At 68.5% G+C, this 17,532-nt stretch carries 16 protein-coding genes and 1 tRNA gene; 1 reads left to right on the forward strand and 16 read right to left on the reverse strand.

The annotated features are described in order from the left end of the window. Window positions 1–13 precede the first annotated feature (13 nt). From LC452_RS17015 to LC452_RS17075, 13 genes are all read right to left on the reverse strand, one after another. Complete coding sequence (locus LC452_RS17015) at window positions 14–961, reverse strand: carbohydrate ABC transporter permease (RefSeq protein WP_223627388.1); 948 nt, start codon at window positions 959–961, stop codon at window positions 14–16. Then, complete coding sequence (locus LC452_RS17020) at window positions 958–1,923, reverse strand: carbohydrate ABC transporter permease (protein WP_223627390.1); 966 nt, start codon at window positions 1,921–1,923, stop codon at window positions 958–960. Before LC452_RS17020 ends, LC452_RS17015 begins: the two co-directional genes overlap by 4 nt. A gap of 3 nt (window positions 1,924–1,926) precedes the next feature. Then, entirely contained in the window at window positions 1,927–3,297 is a 1,371-nt protein-coding gene (locus LC452_RS17025; protein WP_223627392.1) for an ABC transporter substrate-binding protein, read from the reverse strand. A 43-nt stretch (window positions 3,298–3,340) separates the two neighbouring features. Further along, complete coding sequence (locus LC452_RS17030; protein ID WP_223627711.1) at window positions 3,341–4,984, reverse strand: glycoside hydrolase family 13 protein; 1,644 nt, start codon at window positions 4,982–4,984, stop codon at window positions 3,341–3,343. Between the two features lie 193 nt (window positions 4,985–5,177). Beyond that, entirely contained in the window at window positions 5,178–6,182 is a 1,005-nt protein-coding gene (locus LC452_RS17035; protein ID WP_223627394.1) for a LacI family DNA-binding transcriptional regulator, read from the reverse strand. A 65-nt stretch (window positions 6,183–6,247) separates the two neighbouring features. Beyond that, entirely contained in the window at window positions 6,248–7,483 is a 1,236-nt protein-coding gene (locus tag LC452_RS17040) for an LCP family protein (protein WP_223627396.1), read from the reverse strand. Window positions 7,484–7,507: 24 nt separating this feature from the next. After that, window positions 7,508–7,592 (reverse strand) — tRNA-Ser (locus tag LC452_RS17045). 43 nt (window positions 7,593–7,635) lie between these two features. After that, entirely contained in the window at window positions 7,636–8,457 is an 822-nt protein-coding gene (locus LC452_RS17050; RefSeq protein ID WP_223627398.1) for an HAD family hydrolase, read from the reverse strand. Continuing rightward, window positions 8,454–9,779, reverse strand: a complete 1,326-nt coding sequence (gene serS / locus LC452_RS17055; RefSeq protein ID WP_223627400.1) for a serine--tRNA ligase — start codon at window positions 9,777–9,779, stop codon at window positions 8,454–8,456. Before serS ends, LC452_RS17050 begins: the two co-directional genes overlap by 4 nt. A 30-nt stretch (window positions 9,780–9,809) precedes the next feature. After that, the gene (locus LC452_RS17060; protein ID WP_223627402.1) at window positions 9,810–11,003 is read right to left on the reverse strand and encodes a PLP-dependent aminotransferase family protein; all 1,194 of its coding nucleotides are present in this window, start codon (window positions 11,001–11,003) and stop codon (window positions 9,810–9,812) included. A gap of 70 nt (window positions 11,004–11,073) precedes the next feature. Further along, window positions 11,074–11,748 carry a methionine ABC transporter permease gene (locus LC452_RS17065; RefSeq protein WP_308116483.1) on the reverse strand — a complete coding sequence of 225 codons (675 nt, stop codon included), beginning with the start codon at window positions 11,746–11,748 and terminating at the stop codon, window positions 11,074–11,076. Further along, window positions 11,742–12,767, reverse strand: a complete 1,026-nt coding sequence (locus LC452_RS17070; protein WP_223627403.1) for a methionine ABC transporter ATP-binding protein — start codon at window positions 12,765–12,767, stop codon at window positions 11,742–11,744. Before LC452_RS17070 ends, LC452_RS17065 begins: the two co-directional genes overlap by 7 nt. Window positions 12,768–12,810: 43 nt before the next feature. After that, the gene (locus tag LC452_RS17075; RefSeq protein WP_223627405.1) at window positions 12,811–13,770 is read right to left on the reverse strand and encodes a MetQ/NlpA family ABC transporter substrate-binding protein; all 960 of its coding nucleotides are present in this window, start codon (window positions 13,768–13,770) and stop codon (window positions 12,811–12,813) included. Window positions 13,771–13,978: 208 nt separating this feature from the next. On the opposite strand from LC452_RS17075, the gene LC452_RS17080 reads away from it, so the two are divergent. Next, window positions 13,979–14,977 (forward strand): diacylglycerol kinase family protein, encoded by a 999-nt coding sequence (locus LC452_RS17080; protein ID WP_223627407.1) that lies wholly within the window; start codon window positions 13,979–13,981, stop codon window positions 14,975–14,977. A 26-nt stretch (window positions 14,978–15,003) separates the two neighbouring features. On the opposite strand, the gene LC452_RS17085 is transcribed toward LC452_RS17080, so the two are convergent. The 3 genes from LC452_RS17085 to LC452_RS17095 form a co-directional block, all read right to left on the reverse strand. Beyond that, the gene (locus LC452_RS17085; RefSeq protein WP_223627409.1) at window positions 15,004–15,741 is read right to left on the reverse strand and encodes a hypothetical protein; all 738 of its coding nucleotides are present in this window, start codon (window positions 15,739–15,741) and stop codon (window positions 15,004–15,006) included. Window positions 15,742–15,805: 64 nt separating this feature from the next. After that, entirely contained in the window at window positions 15,806–17,266 is a 1,461-nt protein-coding gene (gene cls, locus LC452_RS17090; RefSeq protein ID WP_223627410.1) for a cardiolipin synthase, read from the reverse strand. Window positions 17,267–17,357: 91 nt separating this feature from the next. Next, window positions 17,358–17,531: a hypothetical protein gene (locus LC452_RS17095; protein ID WP_223627412.1), complete on the reverse strand. Its 174-nt coding sequence runs from the start codon at window positions 17,529–17,531 to the stop codon at window positions 17,358–17,360. Window position 17,532: the final 1 nt, after the last annotated feature.

A 17,532-nucleotide genomic window follows, 5' to 3' on the forward strand; every position in this document is an offset into this window, starting at 1 on the left:
CGGCAAGACAGCGTTAGCCCTTGACGGCTCCCCCCAGCCCGGCCGAGCGCAGGAACACCGACTGGAACAGCAGGAACATGCCGATCGGGATGAGCGTCGCGATCGCGAGCGCCGCGAGGAACACGTCGAGCTCGGTCTGCGACTGCACGGCGGGGAGCCGCACCGACAGCGGCTGCACGGCGGGATCCGGCAGCACCAGCATCGGCCAGAGGTAGTCCTTCCACGCGGCGATGATGGCGAACACCGAGACCACGCCGAGGATCGGCTTCGACATCGGCAACACGATCGACCAGAACAGGCGGAAGGGCCCGGCGCCGTCGGTGCGGGCCGCCTCGAAGACCTCGCGCGGCAGCGAGTCGAAGAACCTCTTCACCAGCAGGATGTTGAACGCGTTCGCCCCCATCGGCAACCACACCGCGAGGTAGTTGTTGAGCAGGCTGACATCGCCCAGCAGTGGCGGATGCACGATCGTCAGGTACAGCGGCACCAGCAGCACGATGCCGGGGATGAACAGCGTGGCCAGCACGAGCGCGTTCAGCAGCGGCGCGTACCGCGGCTGCAGCACCGACAGCGCGTAACCCGCGGTCGTCGCGATGAACAGCTGCACGAACCACGCGCCGAGGGCGATGATGACCGTGTTCAGGAAGTACTGGTCGATGTGGATGTCGTTCCACGCGGTCGACAGGTTCGCCCAGTCGATCCCGTTCGGCCAGAGCGCGAACGGCTGCTGCAGCGTGTCCTGCGTGGGCGTGACCGCCGACTTCGCCAGCCAGAGGATCGGACCGAGCCCGGCGACGACCAGACCGACCGCGAGGAACAGGTGCGTGATCGACATCCCGATGCGGATGCCGGGACGCCTCCGCTCCGAATCCGAGATGACCGTGCGATCGCCCACCTGGTCGGCGGCGCGTTCGGCGGCGCGCTCCGCCGCCCGCGTCGAGAGACGGGTCGTGAGGCTCATGTCGTGCTCCATCGGTCGGTCAGCTTGAAGTAGAGCCAGGACAGGACGGCCAGCACGATCGCCAGCAGCACCGAGACGGCCGTCGCCTCGCCGTAGTCGCCGCCCAGGCTGTTGCGGAACGCCTTGTCGTAGATGTACAGCAGCACGGTCTTCGTGGCACCGGCAGGGCCGCCGCCGGTGAACAGGAACGGCTCGAGGAACACCTGCGCGGTCGCGATGACCTGCAGGATCAGCATGATGAAGAGGATGCCGCGCAGCTGCGGCAGCGTGACGTGCCAGATCTTCTTCCAGATGCCGGCTCCGTCGACCTCGGCGGCGTCGTACAGCTCGGGCGGGACGCCCAGCAGCGCGGCGAGGTAGATGATGATCGAGCCGCCGGCCCCGGCCCAGGTCGCCTCGAGCACGAGCGAGGGCATGGCCTGCACGGCATCCTGGATCCACGGCTGAGGCGGGATCCCCACCCAGCCGAGCACCGTGTTGAAGACACCGGACGGGTCGGCGCTGTAGAAGAACTTCCACAGCAGTACCGCGACGACGGGCGGGATGACGACCGGGAGATAGGCGAGGGCGGAGTACAGCCCCTTCCCCCGACGCACCTCGCTCATCAGCACCGCCATCAGCAGCGGCAGCGGGAACCCGAAGAGCAGCGCGAGCACCGCGAACCAGAGCGTGTTGATCACGGCCCTGCCGAGCTCGGGATCGCCGATCACCGCGAGGTAGTTGTCGAAGCCGACCCATTCCGCGACGATCAGGTTCGTCTTCTGCAGGCTCATGATCACGGACTGCACGATCGGCGACCAGGAGAAGAACACGAAGACGAACAGCATCGGCAGGACGAACACGAGGTTCGCCAGCCCGCCGCCGCGGTACCACGTGAGCGGCGAGCGGCGGCGGGGTCGGCGCACAGCGGGCGGCGGAGAATCCTCCACCGCCGCCCGCTGTTCGGAGAGCGTCATCGTCATCGACTACTCGTCGAGCTTCGCCTGCGCGTCGGTCTGCACCTGAGCGAGGAGAGCGTCGATGTCGGCGTTCTGGTCGGTGAGCACGGTCTGCACCACGGAGTCGAGCAGCGAGTAGACCTCCTGGGTCTTCACCTTCGGCTCGCCGACCGGCGTCTGGTCCCAGATGCGGTCGCTGAACGGCTTCATCTGATCGACCGGGACGTTGATGTAGTCGGCGATCCACTCCTGCGACTCGTCGTAGAGTTCACGGCTGAGCACCGGCAGCAGCGGGGTGCCGACGGCCTGGCCCGACTCGTCGAGCGTCTTCGCGTCGAGCACCGCGGCATCCTCGTCCATGAGCTTCTGCATGTAGTACCAGTCGATCCACTCGACACCTGCCGCCTTCGTCTTCTCGTCGATGGTCGGACTCATCACGGCGATGTCGCCACCGCCGAGCGTGCCGGGGTCGTCGCCCTCGAGCGGCACGACGGTCATGCCGTAGATCGCGGAGTCCATCCCGAAGTCGCGCACCAGCGCCGTGTAGATGTCGGAGCCCGACGTGTACATGCCGATGTTGCCCGCGGCGAACTCCTGGTTGATCGAGCCCCAGTCGAGGTCGACCTTCGAACCGAACGAGCCGTCCTCCCACTTCACGTCATGCAGGAACTGCAGCGCCTCCTTCGTCGCGTCGTTGTCGATCGTCGACTCCGCCGTGCCGTCGCCGTTGTCGGTCTGCGTGCGCCCGCCGCGGGCGACGGTCTGCGACGTGAGCTGCCAGCCGCCGGTGTTGTTGATCGCCATCTGCGCATAGCCGGCCTTGCCGGTGGCATCCGTGATCGCCTTGGCGGCCTCGCGGATCTCCTCCCACGTCTGCGGCGGGTTGTCGGGATCGAGGCCGGCCTGCTCGAACAGGTCGCGGTTGTAGTGGAGCGCCGCGGCGTACGCCTGGCGCGGGAACCCGTAGAGCTTGCCGTCGTCGCCCGTGACGCCGTCGAGGATGATCGGGTTGAACTTGTCGGTGTAGCCGAGCTCATCGATCGCGTCGGTGACGTCCATGAGCTGCCCGTTCTCGAGAAGCGTCTTGGAGTCGGTGAACGGCACGGTGAAGACGTCGGGCAGGCTGCCGCCGGCGAGCTGCACGGCGAACGTCGGTCCCTCCCATTCGTACTCGACGCCGATGATGTCGATGTCGGGATGCTCCTTCTCGAACTGCTTCTCCTGGGCCGCGAACGCGTCGTAGGCCGCGGCATCGGCGCCGGGCGGGAACGTCGCGACGCGCAGCTCGGTCTTGCCGCTCGCGCTCCCCTCGTCTCCCCCGGCGGAGCAGCCGGCGAGAGCGCCGACCGTCGCCAGCACGGCGACGCCGGCGACCAGGGTCCTCTTCGGTGACTTCATCGTCTTTCCTTCCATGTGATTGCTGATCGGGTCGTGCAGGGTTTCAGTGCTTCGCTCCGCGGGAGCGCTCCGGCAGGGCGCGCAGGGCGAGCCAGGCGGTGGAGTCGGGGGGCAGCGAGCCGTCGAGCGGCGTGCTGGCGAGCAGGACCTCGTGGTGCGCGGGCAGCGGCACCGCCGTCGGACCGAGGTTCGTGATGCTGAGCACCCCGTCTCCGCGGCGGAAGGCCAGCACGTCGGCGCCGAGCTCCAGCCAGGAGAATCCGCCGTCGGCGAGGTCTTCGACATCGCGGCGCAGAGCGATCGCGTCGCGGTAGAGGTTCAGGGTGGACGCCGGATCGTGCTCCTGCGCGTCGACGGCAAGGGGCGCCCAGTCCTCCGGCTGCGGCAGCCACGGCGTCCCGCCGAAGCCGTACGGGCTCGAGGCGCCCGACCAGGGCAGCGGCACGCGGCATCCGTCCCGCCCCGGGTCGACCCCGCCGGAGCGGAAGTGCATGGGGTCCTCGATCACGTCCAGAGGCAGCTCCACCTCGGGCAGGCCCAGTTCGTCGCCCTGGTAGATGTACAGGCTGCCGGGGAGGGCCGCGACGAGCAGCGCGGCGGCACGCGCCCGCTTCCCGCCGCGCGCGGCGTCCGTCGGGGTGCCGAAGCGCTTGCGATCGAAGGCGAACGACGAATCGGCGCGACCGTAGCGCGTCGCCGGGCGGGTGACATCGTGGTTCGAGAGCACCCAGGTCGCGGGCGCCCCCACCGGCGCGTGCTCGGCGAGCGTGCGGGTGATCGAGTCGCGCATGGCCTGCGCGCTCCAGGGCTGCGCCATGAAACCGAAGTTGAAGGCCGTGTGCATCTCGCCGGGCCGCAGGTAGCGGGCGAAGCGCTCGGCGTCCTCGAGCCACACCTCTCCCACGAGCACGCGCTCTCCGTCGTACTCGTCGGCGACGGCGCGCCAGTCGCGGTAGATGTCGTGCAGCTCGTCGCGGTCGATGTGCGGGTGACCGGTGACCGGGGCGCTGCCGGGAGGCAGATCCGGGAGCGCCGGATCCTTCACCGGCAGCGCCGCGGAGTCGATGCGCACGCCGGCGACGCCGCGGTCGAACCAGAACCGCAGCACGTCCTCATGCTCGCGACGCACGTCGGGATGGTTCCAGTTGAGGTCCGGCTGCTCGGGCGTGAAGAGGTGCAGGTACCACTCGCCGGGAGTGCCGTCGGCGTTGCGCGTGCGCGTCCAGGTCTCGCCCTGGAAGCTGGAGACCCAGTTGGTCGGGATGCCGTCGCCGTCCTCCCCGCGGCCGGGGTGGAACCAGAATCGCTCGCGCTCGGGACTCCCGGGGCCTGCGGCGAGTGCGCGCCGGAACCAGTCGTGCTGATCCGAGATGTGGTTGGGGACGATGTCCACGATCGTGCGGATTCCGAGCGCCAGAGCCTCGGCGATGAGTTGCTCCGCCTCGTCGAGCGTGCCGAACCGCGGGTCGATGTCGCGGTAGTCCTGCACGTCGTAGCCGCCGTCGGCGAGCGGGCTCAGGTACCAGGGGTTGAACCACAGCGCGTCGACCCCGAGGCTCTTGAGGTAGCCGAGACGGGACCGCACGCCCGCGAGGTCGCCGATGCCGTCGCCGTTGCCGTCCGCGAAGCTGCGTACGTAGATCTGGTAGATCACGGCGGTGCGCCACCATCCCTCATCCGCCGGCATGGTCAGGGTGCGTGCAGGCGCGGGTGCGGTGCTGCGCAGAACATCGGTGTCCACGGAACTCCTCGTCGTCAGTGGCGATGTCCTGAATGTAGCTTTACTTCGCGATTGATGCAAGAACTAAACAAGTTGTCGCAATTTTGCGATCCTTGCAGTGCGCGTGAAAGAGCTCGGCGGATGCCGGGAGGTCGAGGCGTCAGGCGAGCGGGCCCGTGGACGCCCGCAGGACGAGCTCGGGCTCGAAGAGGAGCTCGTCGATCGGCTGGGCCGTGCCGGCGATCTGGGCGAGCAGCAGCGCGATCACCGCTCTCCCCATCGACTCGATCGGCTGACGCACGGTCGTGAGGGGCGGCTCGGTGCAGCTCATCAGCGCGGAGTCGTCGAAGCCGACCACGCTCACATCTCCCGGCACCGAGAGCCCTGCGCGCCGCGCCGCGCGTACGGCGCCGAGGGCCATCGGGTCGCTGGCGCACACGATCGCCGTGGCGCCTGCCTCGAAGAGCCGTGCCGCCCCCGCCTGACCGGACTCGAGCGAGTACATGCCGCGGATCACGAGGTCGTCGGAGAGCGGGGAGCCGAGCCGCTCGAGCAGCCGGCGCGCCGAATCGAGCTTGCGCTGCGACGGCACGTGATCGCCGGGTCCGAGCAGCAGGCCGATCCGCCGGTGACCCAGCTGGTGCACGTGCAGCACGGCCTGCTCGGCGGCGGCGGAGTCGTCGGTCGACACGGTCGCGAACTGCAGTTCCGGGACGCGGGCGTTGACGAGCACCGTGGGCAGGTTCACCTGGCGGAGCCGCTCGTAGTGCTGATGCGCGGCATCCGCCTGCGTGTAGTTCCCGCCGAGGAAGATGACGCCCGAGACCTGCTGCGCGAGGAGCAGGTCGATGTAGTCCGACTCGGTCACCCCGCCCGCATTCTGCGTGCACAGCAGCGGGGTGTACCCGTTCTGCGTCAGGGCGCCGCCGACGATCTCGGCGAAGGCGGGGAAGATCGGGTTCTGCAGCTCGGGCAGCACGAGACCGACCAGGCGCGCCCGCTCGCCCCGCAGCTTCGTCGGCCGCTCGTACCCCAGCACGTCGAGGGCGGTGAGCACCGCCTGACGGGTCGCATCCGAGACGCCGGGCTTGTCGTTCAGCACGCGACTGACCGTGGCCTCGCTCACTCCGACCTTGCGCGCCACCTCGGCGAGTCGTTTCGACATGGAGTCAGTGTACGCAAGTTCTTGCAAGATCGCGCAAGCGGTCTGCAGAGCGCTGCAACGACCGCCTAGCGGACGTTGCCGTTGGAGCAGGTCTGCTGCGCGGCGGAGTTGCCCTTGATCGAATCGGGAAGAGCGACGACGTCCGAGGGCGTGGCATTCGGATCCGGGGTGGCACCCTCGACCGGCGCCGTGGGCTCCTGGACGACCACGCCGTCGTTGCTGTTGTTCTGGTGCGTGATCTGCAGCTGCGCGTTCGCCTCGATCGCGTCCCACATGATGCCCGCCGCCTGCTGGTTCGGCACCACCTTGTTGGGATCGGCGCTGTCGCCGACCGTCGGATACTGCAGGAAGACGATGTCCTCGAACGGCACGGACTTCACGGCCAGGGCGATCTGCACGATCTTCATCGGGTCGGCCAGCGACGTGCTGGTCTCGAGGTTGTTGAGGCCGATGTTGGCGAGCTTCAGCATGACGGGTACGTTGCCGAGCGTCTCACCGCTGATCAGCGCGCGGGCCAGGCTCGACATGTACTGCTGCTGGTTGCCGATACGGCCGAGGTCGCTGCCGTCACCGACGCCGTGGCGGGTGCGCAGGAACTGCAGGGCCTGCAGACCCTGCAGGTAGTGCTGACCGGCCTCCATGTCGAGGCCCGTGTAGCGGTCCTTGATCGGGTTCGCGAGGCATACCTCGACGCCGCCGATCGCGTTCGTGATCTCGATCACTCCGCCGAAGGTGACGGAGGCCGCGAACTGGATCTCCTGACCCGTGAGCTGGCCGATCGTCTTCGCGACGCAGTTCAGGCCCGCATCGGAATAGGCGACGTTCAGCGGCTGCTTGCTCATGCCCGAGTGGACGTTGCCCTCTTCATCGGTGCACTCCGGGATCGGGATCATCAGGTCGCGCGGGAAGCTGACGACGGTGATGCGACGCGGCTCCTGTGAGACGTGCACCAGCAGGTTCACGTCGTTCAGCGTGCCGCCGGCATCGCGGCCGGTGCAACGGTCGCCGAACAGATCCTTGTATTTCTCCTCGCAGGTGTCGACGCCGGTGAGGACGAGGTTGAACCCCTCTTTGTACTCTCCGATGTCGGGCGGGAGCTGCTCCTGGCCCTCCAGATCGACCGCGTTCGCGGAGACCGTGCTGGAGAAGTCGTAGAGGATGTAGGCGCCGACGCCGAAACCGCTGACGAGGACGACGGCGAGGCCGATCGCGAGGAACTTCATCAGTTGGCCGACGGCCCCGGGGGTGCGTTGCTGACCGTGCCGCGCGATGGTGCGCCGGCGTCGGGAGTTCTCGCTCACTCGTGGCCTTTCGGGTTCAGTATGCGGAGGGTGTGGGATTCGAACCCACGAGACATCTCTGCCCACTGGTTTTCAAGACCAGCTCCATCGGCCGCTCGGACAACCCTCCCGACAGACGAAATCTGCCGACAACGCGTGAGTCTAGCCGAGTTCTATTCTGACGCGTCGACCTGGGCGGGTGCTGGAAGCGTGTCGAGAGCGGTCGCCAGGCCGCCGTCCGCCACGTCGTCCGTGATCTCGCCCGCGGCATCCTTCACCTCGTCCGGAGCCTGGCCCATCGCCACCGCGCGTCCGCCATGGGAGCGTGCCCAGCCGAACATCCCGACGTCGTTGCGTCCGTCGCCGGCCACGAAGACCCGGCCGCCGTCGACACCGAGCTCGGTGCGCACCTGCTCCAGCGCGGTGCCCTTGTCCACGCCCTGCGGAGCGATGTCGAGCCACGCCGTCCAGCCGATCGCGTAGGAGACCTCGTTGAGCCCGGCATCCGCCACCAGCCGATGGAAGTCCTCCTCATCGTGCCCCGGCGAGACGACGACGATGCGCGACACCGGCTCGGCGCCGAGCTCGTCGAAGTCGACCTGACGTCCGCCCTCGAGGGTCCAGTCGTCGAGCACGGCCGTGTAGAGGCGCTGCGCCGACGCGAGCTCGACCATGTAGCGAGCCTCCGGCAGACGCTCCTGCAGCAGCGCGAGCACGGGGCGGGGGTCGAACGTCTCGACGTTCCAGCGCTCCCACTCGCCGTCGACACGGCGCATCGTCACGGCGCCGTTCGAGCACACCACGTACTCCGCGGTCAGGCCGAGCTCCTCGACGTAGCGCCGGGTGGCCATCCAGCTGCGTCCGGTGGCGATCGTCACCTCGTGCCCGGCCTCCCGGGCACGAGTGATCGCTTCGGGCACGCCGGGACTCATGGTCTCGTCCTGCAGCAGGATCGTGCCGTCGACGTCGAGACCGACGAGCCAGGGTCGAGTCACCGTGCCGCCTCGGCGTCGTCGACCCATCCGAGGGGACGGATGATGTCGAGACCGCCGAGGTAAGGGCGCAGCACCTCGGGCACCCGTACCGACCCGTCGGCCTGCTGGTGCGTCTCGAGCAGCGCGACGATCCAGCGCGTGGTGGCGAGCGTTCCGTTCAGGGTCGCCACGTGCTGCGTCTTCGTGTCCTTGGTCCCTGAGCCTGTCGAAGGGTCGCTGGCCGGACGGTGACGCACGTCGAGCCGACGGGCCTGGAACGTGGTGCAGTTCGAGGTCGAGGTGAGCTCGCGGAACGCGCCCTGGGTCGGCACCCATGCCTCGATGTCGTACTTGCGCGCGGCGCTCGAGCCCAGGTCTCCGGCGGCGACGTCGATCACGCGGTACGAGAGGCCGAGCGAGGTCAGCATCTCCTCCTGCAGGGCGACGAGCCGCAGGTGCTCGGCTTCGGCATCCTCCGGGTTCGTGTAGACGAACATCTCGAGCTTGTTGAACTGATGCACGCGGATGATGCCGCGGGTGTCCTTGCCGTGCGACCCGGCCTCGCGGCGGTAGCAGGTCGACCATCCGGCGTAGCGGAGGGCGCCGTCGGTCAGGTCGACGATCTCGTCCTTGTGGTACCCGGCGAGGGCGACCTCGCTGGTGCCGACGAGGTACAGGTCGTCGTCCTTGTCGAGGTGGTAGACCTCGTCGGCGTGCTCGCCGAGGAAGCCGGTGCCCTGCATGATCTCGGGGCGTACGAGCGTCGGGGTGATCATCGGCACGAAGTCGTGCTGCAGCGCCTTGTCGAGCGCCAGGTTCATCAGGGCTATCTCGAGTCGGGCACCGATGCCGCGGAGGAAGTAGAAGCGCGCGCCGGAGACCTTCGCGCCGCGTTCCATGTCGATCGCGCCGAGGAGCTCGCCGAGCTCGAGGTGGTCGCGCGGCTCGAAGTCGAAGGCGGGCACGTCGCCGACGCGACGCAGCTCGACGAAGTCGGCCTCGCCACCGGCCGGCACCCCGTCGATCACGACGTTCTCGATGCGGGCGAGGGCGACGGATGCCGCCTCCGAGGCCTCGTTGGCGGCGAGCTGGGCCTGCTTGACCCGCTCGGCAAGATCTTTGGCCTGCGCGACGAGCGCCGCCTTCTCGTCTTTCGGCGCCTTCGCAACCTGCTTGCCGAACGCGTTCTGCTCGGCCCGCAGCTCCTCGAACGCCGTCAGCGCGGCCCGGCGCGATCGATCGGCCTCGAGCGCGGCGTCGACGGTGCCCTGGTCATTGCCACGAGCAGCCTGCGAACGGCGGACGAGCTCCGGGTTTTCGCGGAGGAGTGCGAGGTCGATCATCCACCAAGTCTAGAGCGCGCGCCCAGGGCGTCAGCCGCGCCCGATGAGACCCCGCCAGGCCTTGCCGAGACGCGCGACGCCCTCGACGAGGTCGTCTTCCCCGACTTCCGAGAACGACAGGCGGAGGAATCCCGGGAAGCCGTCACCTGCTGCGGCGAACCACTCCCCGCGCTGGTAGAAGACGCCCTGATCCTGCGCGTCCTCGAACACGCGGTCGTAGTCGACGCCGCCGCCGAGCCTCGCCCACGCGAAGAAGCCGCCCTGCGGATCGGCGACCTCGACATCGTCGCCGAACTCCGCGCGGAGCGCGCCGGTGAGCACCTGGGCCTTGCGGGCGTAGACGGCAGCGGCCGCGCTGATCGAGGGATCCAGACGCTCGTCGCGCAGCATCCGCTCCCCCACCGCCTGCACGACGCCGCTGGTCTGGCCGTCGAGCCGGTTCCGCAGCCACGTGATGCGCTCCGAGATCGCCTCGGGCACCACGATCCACCCCAGCCGCAGTCCGGGCCCGAGTGTCTTCGAGAGGGTGTTCACGCCGATGACCCGGTCCGAGGCGCGGAACGCGTGCCGGTCCGGGACGACGACGCCGGGGAACCGGATCTCCCGGTACGGGTCGTCTGCGATGATCGTGAACCCGTAGGTCTCGGCGAGGGCGACGAGCGCCTGCTCCTTCTCGGCGCTGAGCGTGACGCCGGACGGGTTCTGGAAGGTCGGCACGGTGAAGAGGGCCTTCGGACGCAGGCCCGCGCGGAGCCGACGTTCCAGTTCGTCCACGTCGATGCCGTCGGAGGTGACGGCGAGGGGCGCCACCTCGACGCCGATCAGATCGAGAGCACGGAGGAAGAGAGGGTAGACCGGGTCGTCGACGACGATCAGGTCGCCGGGATCGAGGAGGCTGAGCGCTGCGAGAGCGAGTCCGTGCGCGCCGCCGTTGGTGATGAGGACCCGCTCCGGGACAACCCCTTCACGGTCGGCGATCGCCGACCGGAGCCCCGCCAGGCCGGGTGCCGCGGAGTACTTCAGCAGCGCGGGGAACCCGGCATCCTCGGAGACCGCGCGGAAGGCATCCCGGTAGAGGTCGAGAGGAAGCAGGTCCACCGCCGGGTTGCCGCCGCCGAGATCGATGGCGCCGGGCGCGAGGCGGATGAGCGTGGCGTCGCCGAAGCCCTGGCGCGCGGGGAGCCCGGCCAGCAGTGCGCTCGGCGTGAGAGCGGTGTCCGTCATGGTGTCCGATCGGTTCAGGGGCGGAAGGAGGACGACATATACATCCTCCGTGATGGCGCCGATGCAGCCGTCATCCGTCGATGAAGTGCTTGGCGATCCGATTGCCGATGAACTGCACCAGCTGCACCAGGGCGATCAGCACGATGATGATGAGGATCATGACGGCGTAGTCGAAGCGCTGATAGCCGTAGGTGAGCGCGAGGTTTCCGAGCCCGCCGCCGCCGACCGCGCCCGCCACCGCGGTCGCGTCGATCAGCGCCACGAAGATGAACGTCAGGGAGAGCAGCAGCGGCCCGAACGCCTCGCGCACGACGAAGCCGAACAGGATGTGCAGGGGCGAGGCGCCGAAGGCCTTCGCGGCCTCGATGACCCCCGGGTCGACCGCGACGAGATTCGACTCGGCGACGCGGGCGATGCCGACGGATGCCGCGATCGTCAGCGGCAGGATCGCGGCGGCCGGCCCGATGCTCGTGCCGATGAGAGCACGCGTGAGCGGAGTCAGCGCGATCAGCAGGATGATGAACGGGATCGGGCGCAGGGTGTTCACGACGATGTTCAGGGTCGTGTGCACGACACGGCTGTGCAGCAGCTGCCCCGGGCGCGTGGCGTACAGGAAGATGCCGAGGATCAGGCCGATCACCGAGGCGAGGAAGAACGCGACCGAGACCATGAAGAGCGTCTCGCCGAGGGCCCGCGCGACCTTGGGGATCACCACGTCGAGCTCGAGCACGTCGAATCTCACCACGTCGTCACCTCGGTCCGTGTCGCGAGCTCGGCGACGAACCGCTCGATGGCGGCATCCTCGCCGTGCAGCGCCAGGCTGAGCTGGCCGTACGGGAGGTTCTTCACCCGCGCGACGCCGCCCTGGATGATCGAGAAATCGACCTCGTGGGTGCGGGCGAGCGACGAGAGCAGCGGCCCCTCGGCGACCGCGCCGTCCATCGCCACCGAGATGCGACGGCCGGTGAAGCTCGAAGCCAGCTCGGCACGCTGCGCGTCGCTCAGGAACGTGCGCGTGTACGACCCGACGAGGTTCGCCGTCACCGGATGCTGCGGACGGGCCAGGATCTGATGGATGTCGCCCGACTCGACCACATCGCCGTCGCTGAGGATCGAGACGCGGTCGGCGAGGTGGCTCATCACGTCCATCTCGTGCGTCACCACGACGATCGTGATGCCGAACTCCTGGTTCACCGAGCGGAGCAGGTCGACGATCTCCGTCGTCGTCTGCGGATCGAGGGCGCTCGTCGCCTCGTCGGCCAGCAGCACCGACGGCTTCGCCGCGATCGCGCGGGCGATCCCCACACGCTGCTTCTGGCCGCCGGAGAGCTGACGTGGGCGTGCGAACGCCTTTCCGCCGAGTCCGACGAAGTCGAGCAGTTCGGCCACCCGCCGCGAGATCTGATCGTCCTTCCACCCCGCGAGCTTGAGAGGTGTGGCGATGTTGCTGAAGACCGTGCGCGAGTTCCAGAGGTTGAACTGCTGGAACACCATCCCGATGCCGTGCCGCAGCGCACGCAGCTCGGCGGGCGGCAGCGACTGCACGTCGACGCCGTCCACGAGAACGCGTCCCTCCGTCGGCGCCTCGAGCCCGTTGATCATGCGGAGCAGTGTCGACTTGCCCGCTCCGGAGCGGCCGATCAGCCCGTAGACCTCGCCGGCGCGCACCGAGATGTCGACGTCGCGCAGCACTCGCACGGGCTCGCCCTTGCCCCGCGCGGGGTAGTCCTTCGACACCCCGGACAGCTGGATGCGCTCTGTCATTCGAACCTCGGTCGGATCGTGCGGCCTGTCCGCACTGCGGGTGCTACTGCGCGACGAGCTCGGCGAGCGCCGCGCGCAGGTCGTCGACCGGCAGCTCGACGATCGTGGCCTCGCCGCGCTTCTCCTCTTCGAGCGCCTGCACGACGCGCTCGTCGCGGTACGTCTTCTCGAGCAGTGCCCAGGCCGGGTCGTCGGCGCGGTCCGCGGTCGTGGCGACCACGATCACGTACGGGCTCGACGTCGTGGCCGACGAGTCCTCGAGCACGATGGCGTCGTCGCTCGTGATCTCGAGCGCCGGGTCGAAGTCGTCGGTGGCGATGACGACGGCGGAGATCGTCGGGTCGCTGTAGCTGGTCTGCACGGACTCGTGGGCGATGCGCACCAGTTCGACTCCGCGCGGGTTCGACGTGATGTCCTCCTCGGTCGGGAACACCCCCGCGTTCTCGTCGACCTCGATGACGCCGGCGGTCTGCAGGATGAAGAGCGCGCGGGAGAAGTTGGCCGGGTCGTCGGGCACGGCGATCTTCCCGCCTTCGGGGATGCTGTCGGCCGAGTCGAGATCTTCCGAGAACAGGCCCCAGGCCGAGATGACCGTGGAGAACACCGGCGTGATGTCGGTGTCGTTCTCCTTGTTGAACTGGCTGAGCCAGGCGACGTGCTGGAAGGAGTTGCCGTCGACCTCGCCCTCGACGAGAGCGGTGTTGGGAAGATACGGGTCATCGAAGTTCACGAACGTGAGGTCGAGACCGTTCTCGCGTCCGACCTCGATGATCGCGTCCTGGAAATCGCTCTGCGCGGTGTCGGCGATGGTCAGCGGGATCAGTTCCTCGGCACCCTCGCCTGCTGCCTCCAGCGCGGAGTTCTGCACGACGATCGGGATCACGATCGCGGCGGCGATCGCCACGACGGCCACCGCTCCGCCGATCAGCCAGAGCCGCCGGCGCGACTTCTGCGTGGCCAGGTGCGCGTCGATCTCGTTCTGAGTCTGGTTCTGGTCTGACATGTCGGGCTCCTGCGAAGTGGGCGGGTCGTCGGGAGTGCGGCCATCGTCCGCGGCCAGCCGATTCGGGACGGCTGCGCAAGGAATGCGGGATGGCTTCCGACGTTAGCCGCGGAGCCAGGGGCGGCACGATCCCGGCGGTAATGCGCGGAAACACGAGGGTGGTCGTGCCGGAGATCGGGCGAGCGGATGCCGGGCTTAGAGTAGCGCCATGACCACGAGCGATTCCGCCCGCCGCCAGGCGGCGCTCGTGTACAACCCGATCAAGGTCGACGGCAAGCGGCTTCGCGCCGCGGTGCGCGATCTGTCGCGGGACGCCGGGTGGGAGCACCCCGCGTTCTATCCCACGACGATCGAGGATGCCGGTCAGGCGGCGACCGCGCAGGCACTCGCCCGCGGTGTGGACGTCGTGCTCGTCGCCGGCGGCGACGGCACCGTGCGCGCGGTCTCCGAAGCGATCGCGAACTCCGGGGTGCCGCTGGCGATCCTGCCGAGCGGCACGGGCAACCTGCTGGCGCGCAATCTGGGCCTCCCGCTCGGAGATCCGGAGGAGATGATCCGGGCAGCGCTCGGCGATTTCCGGCATCCGATCGACATGGGATGGGCCCGCGTGATCCGTGCCGACGGCGGGGAGTCGGAGCATGCGTTCGTGGTGCTCGCGGGCATCGGCCTCGACGCCGACATGATCGCGAACACGCGGTCCGACCTCAAGAAGTCGGTGGGCTGGATCGCCTATGTCGACGGTGCGGCGCGATCACTTCCGCGCGCCCGGCCGTTCCGCGCGGTCTACCAGATCGACGAAGGACGCCTGCACTCGACGAAGGTGCACAGCATCCTCTTCGCGAACTGCGGCACGCTTCCCGCGGGAATCGCGCTCATCCCCGATGCGTCCATCACCGACTCGACGCTCGACGTCGCCGTCATCCAGCCGACGGGCGTGCTCGGGTGGCTCGGCGTCTGGCGGAAGATCTGGTGGGACAATTCGGTCCTGCGGCGTTCCCGTGCCGGGCGCCGGGTGCTCGAGCGCCGCGGCCGAGACGCATCGGTGCACTACTTCCGCGGGGTCGCCGCCGAGGCGGCAGCCCCCGGGCCGACGCCGATCGAGCTCGACGGCGATGCATTCGGCGACGCCGTGCGCATCACCTGCCGGGCGGATCCGGGCGCGCTGCTGCTCGCCCTCCCCGCCGGCCACCCGGTGTCGATGCTCTGATGCCGCGGAGCCCCGGGTGCCGGTGGTCAGCTGCTGAGCACCTTCACGGTGCCGTCGAGGCCGCCGCCGGTCAGGGTGAGCGTGAAGTCGTCGTCATCCACATCGTCGTCGGGGAAGGCGATGATGGTCGCCCGGGGGCCCATGTCCATCGTGCACACCTGCTCGGCGTCCGTGACGAAGGTGACGGTGCCCGCGTTGCCGGATCCCTCGACGGACTCCACGACCGGTGCGCACGAGGAGGAGCCCCAGGTGAGCAGCACCAGGCTGCCGTCGTCGAACCATCCGGCCGAGGGCTGATACTCGGTCGAGCTGCCCGGCTTCCCCGCGAAGTCGGGGTTCCCGTCGAGATCGACATCGTCGACGATGTCGCCGTAGGTGACGTTGAGCGTGATCTCGGCCGTCGGATCGACGCCTTCGGGGAGAGCCCCGACGCTCGCACGCGGCGCGTAGTCGGCCGTGCAGACCTTCTCCTCGCCGTCCTCGCCCTCGAGGTCCACGAGATTCAGGGTCACGGTCTGGCCGTCGGCGGAGACCTCGTCGACCTGCGGGATGCAGCCGGACGAGCCCCAGGTGATGACGGCGAACATGCGGCCCTCGTCGAGGAGCACGCCCTCGATGTCGCCGGTGTCGTCGCCGGCGTTCGCGCTCGGCGCCGGGGAGCTCGTCGGCGTCTCGGCGCCGGGCGTCGACGTGCATCCTGCGGCGAGGAGCGCGATCGCAGCGAGGGACGAGAGGACGGCTGCGAGACGCGTGCGTGTGGCCATGCTCACAGGGTACCCGTCCGATATTCCGGATTCACCTACAGGTTCCTGCGGTGGGGCCGTGAACTCACTGGAGGGCAGAGGTGAGGCGGGCGAGGTTGTCCAGCACCGTCGAGCGGAGCGGCTGCTGCATCCACTCCTCCAGCGTGAGCTCGCGGCTCAGCGACCGGTACTTGTCCTCGACGGCACGCATCTCCGAGATGAACTCCTCTCCGCGCACGAGCATCGACACCTCGAGGTTGAGACCGAAGGAGCGCATGTCCATGTTGCTGGAGCCGATGACCGCGACCTCCTCGTCGATCGTGAGGCTCTTCGTGTGCAGGATGTACGGCTTGCGGTACATCCAGATGCGCACCTCGGCCCGGAGCAGCGCCTCGTAGTAGCTGCGCTGGGCGTGGTAGACCATCGCCTGATCGCCCTCTTCCGACACGAAGAGCTCGACGTGCACGCCGCGATCCACGGCCGCGGTGATCGCCAGCAGCAGCGCTTCGTCGGGGACGAAGTACGGGCTGACGATGATGATCTTGCGCTTGGCCGCATAGAGCAGCGCGAGGAAGAGCCGCAGGTTGTTCTCGACCTTGAAGCCGGGCCCCGACGGCACCACCTGGCAGTCCAGATTCCCCGAGCCGATGTCGGCGTGCGCGATGTCGATCTCCTCGAGCACCTCGTCGGTCTCGCTGTACCAGTCGCTGAGGAAGATCGCGTTCACGCTCAGCACGACCGGACCGTCGAGACGCACCATGAGGTCGACCCAGTGCAGACCGCGCTTGATGTTCTTGGGGAGGTTGTAGGTCGAGTCGGTCACGTTCTGCGAACCGAGGAAGGCCACTTTGCCGTCGACGACGAGGAGCTTGCGGTGGTTGCGCAGGTCAGGGCGCTGCATCTTGCCCTTGAGGGGCTGCACAGGAAGCATCAGCTGCCAGTCGGCGCCCATGGCGTTGAGTCGCTTGACGGTCGCCTTGTACCGCGGCTTCCAGCGGTTCGCCCAGTGGTCCATGAGCACCCGCACCTCGACGCCCCGCTGCGCGACCTCTTCCATCGCGCGGAAGAAGTTGTCGGTCGAGACGTCGGCCTGCAGGATGTAGAACTCGATGTGGACGTATTCCTTCGCCTCGCGGATGGCTGCGGCCATCGCATCCAGCGACTCCTGATAGTCCGAGATCAGATGCGCGCCGTTGTCACCCGAGAGCGGGAGCGCGCCCAGCTTCTGGTTCATCTCCACGGTCGGCCCGAACCATCCGGGCGCGTGCGGGCGGAGGGTGCCGAAATGCAGGTGCTCGCTCGTCTGCGCGATGTACTCGTTGATCTGGTCCTGCTTGCGTCGCCGAGCACGCGGAAGGCGCGGGTTCCCGATCAGCAGGAACAGGAAGACGCCGATGAAGGGGATGAAGAACACGGCGAGCAGCCAGGCCATCGCCGCCGTCGGCCGGCGATTGCGCGGGATGATGATGATCGCGGTGGCGCGGATGGCGAGATCGAGCAGCAGGAGGAAGACCGCGATCAACAGGGCCCAGATCTCGGGCGTCATCGTCTCCCCTCGCTCCCCCGGCGTCGATCACCGGAGGTTCGCGCAGTCCGCCGCGCATTGGCTACACAGTAGCCGATGGCTCGGACGCTGCTCAGGTGCGAGGAGGGAGGCCGCGCGCCGCGCGCTCCTCGGCCTCGATCTGCGCGTGCACCTTGCGCTCGGTGCGATCGAATCGGAGGATGCCGCGGAGCACGAAGACGAAGACGACGCTCACTCCGATGGTCGGCAGAATCGACCATGCCGCAGCGAGCCAGAAGTTCTCCATC

Source organism: Microbacterium sp. EST19A (assembly GCF_019969685.1).
Lineage (GTDB): Bacteria > Actinomycetota > Actinomycetes > Actinomycetales > Microbacteriaceae > Microbacterium.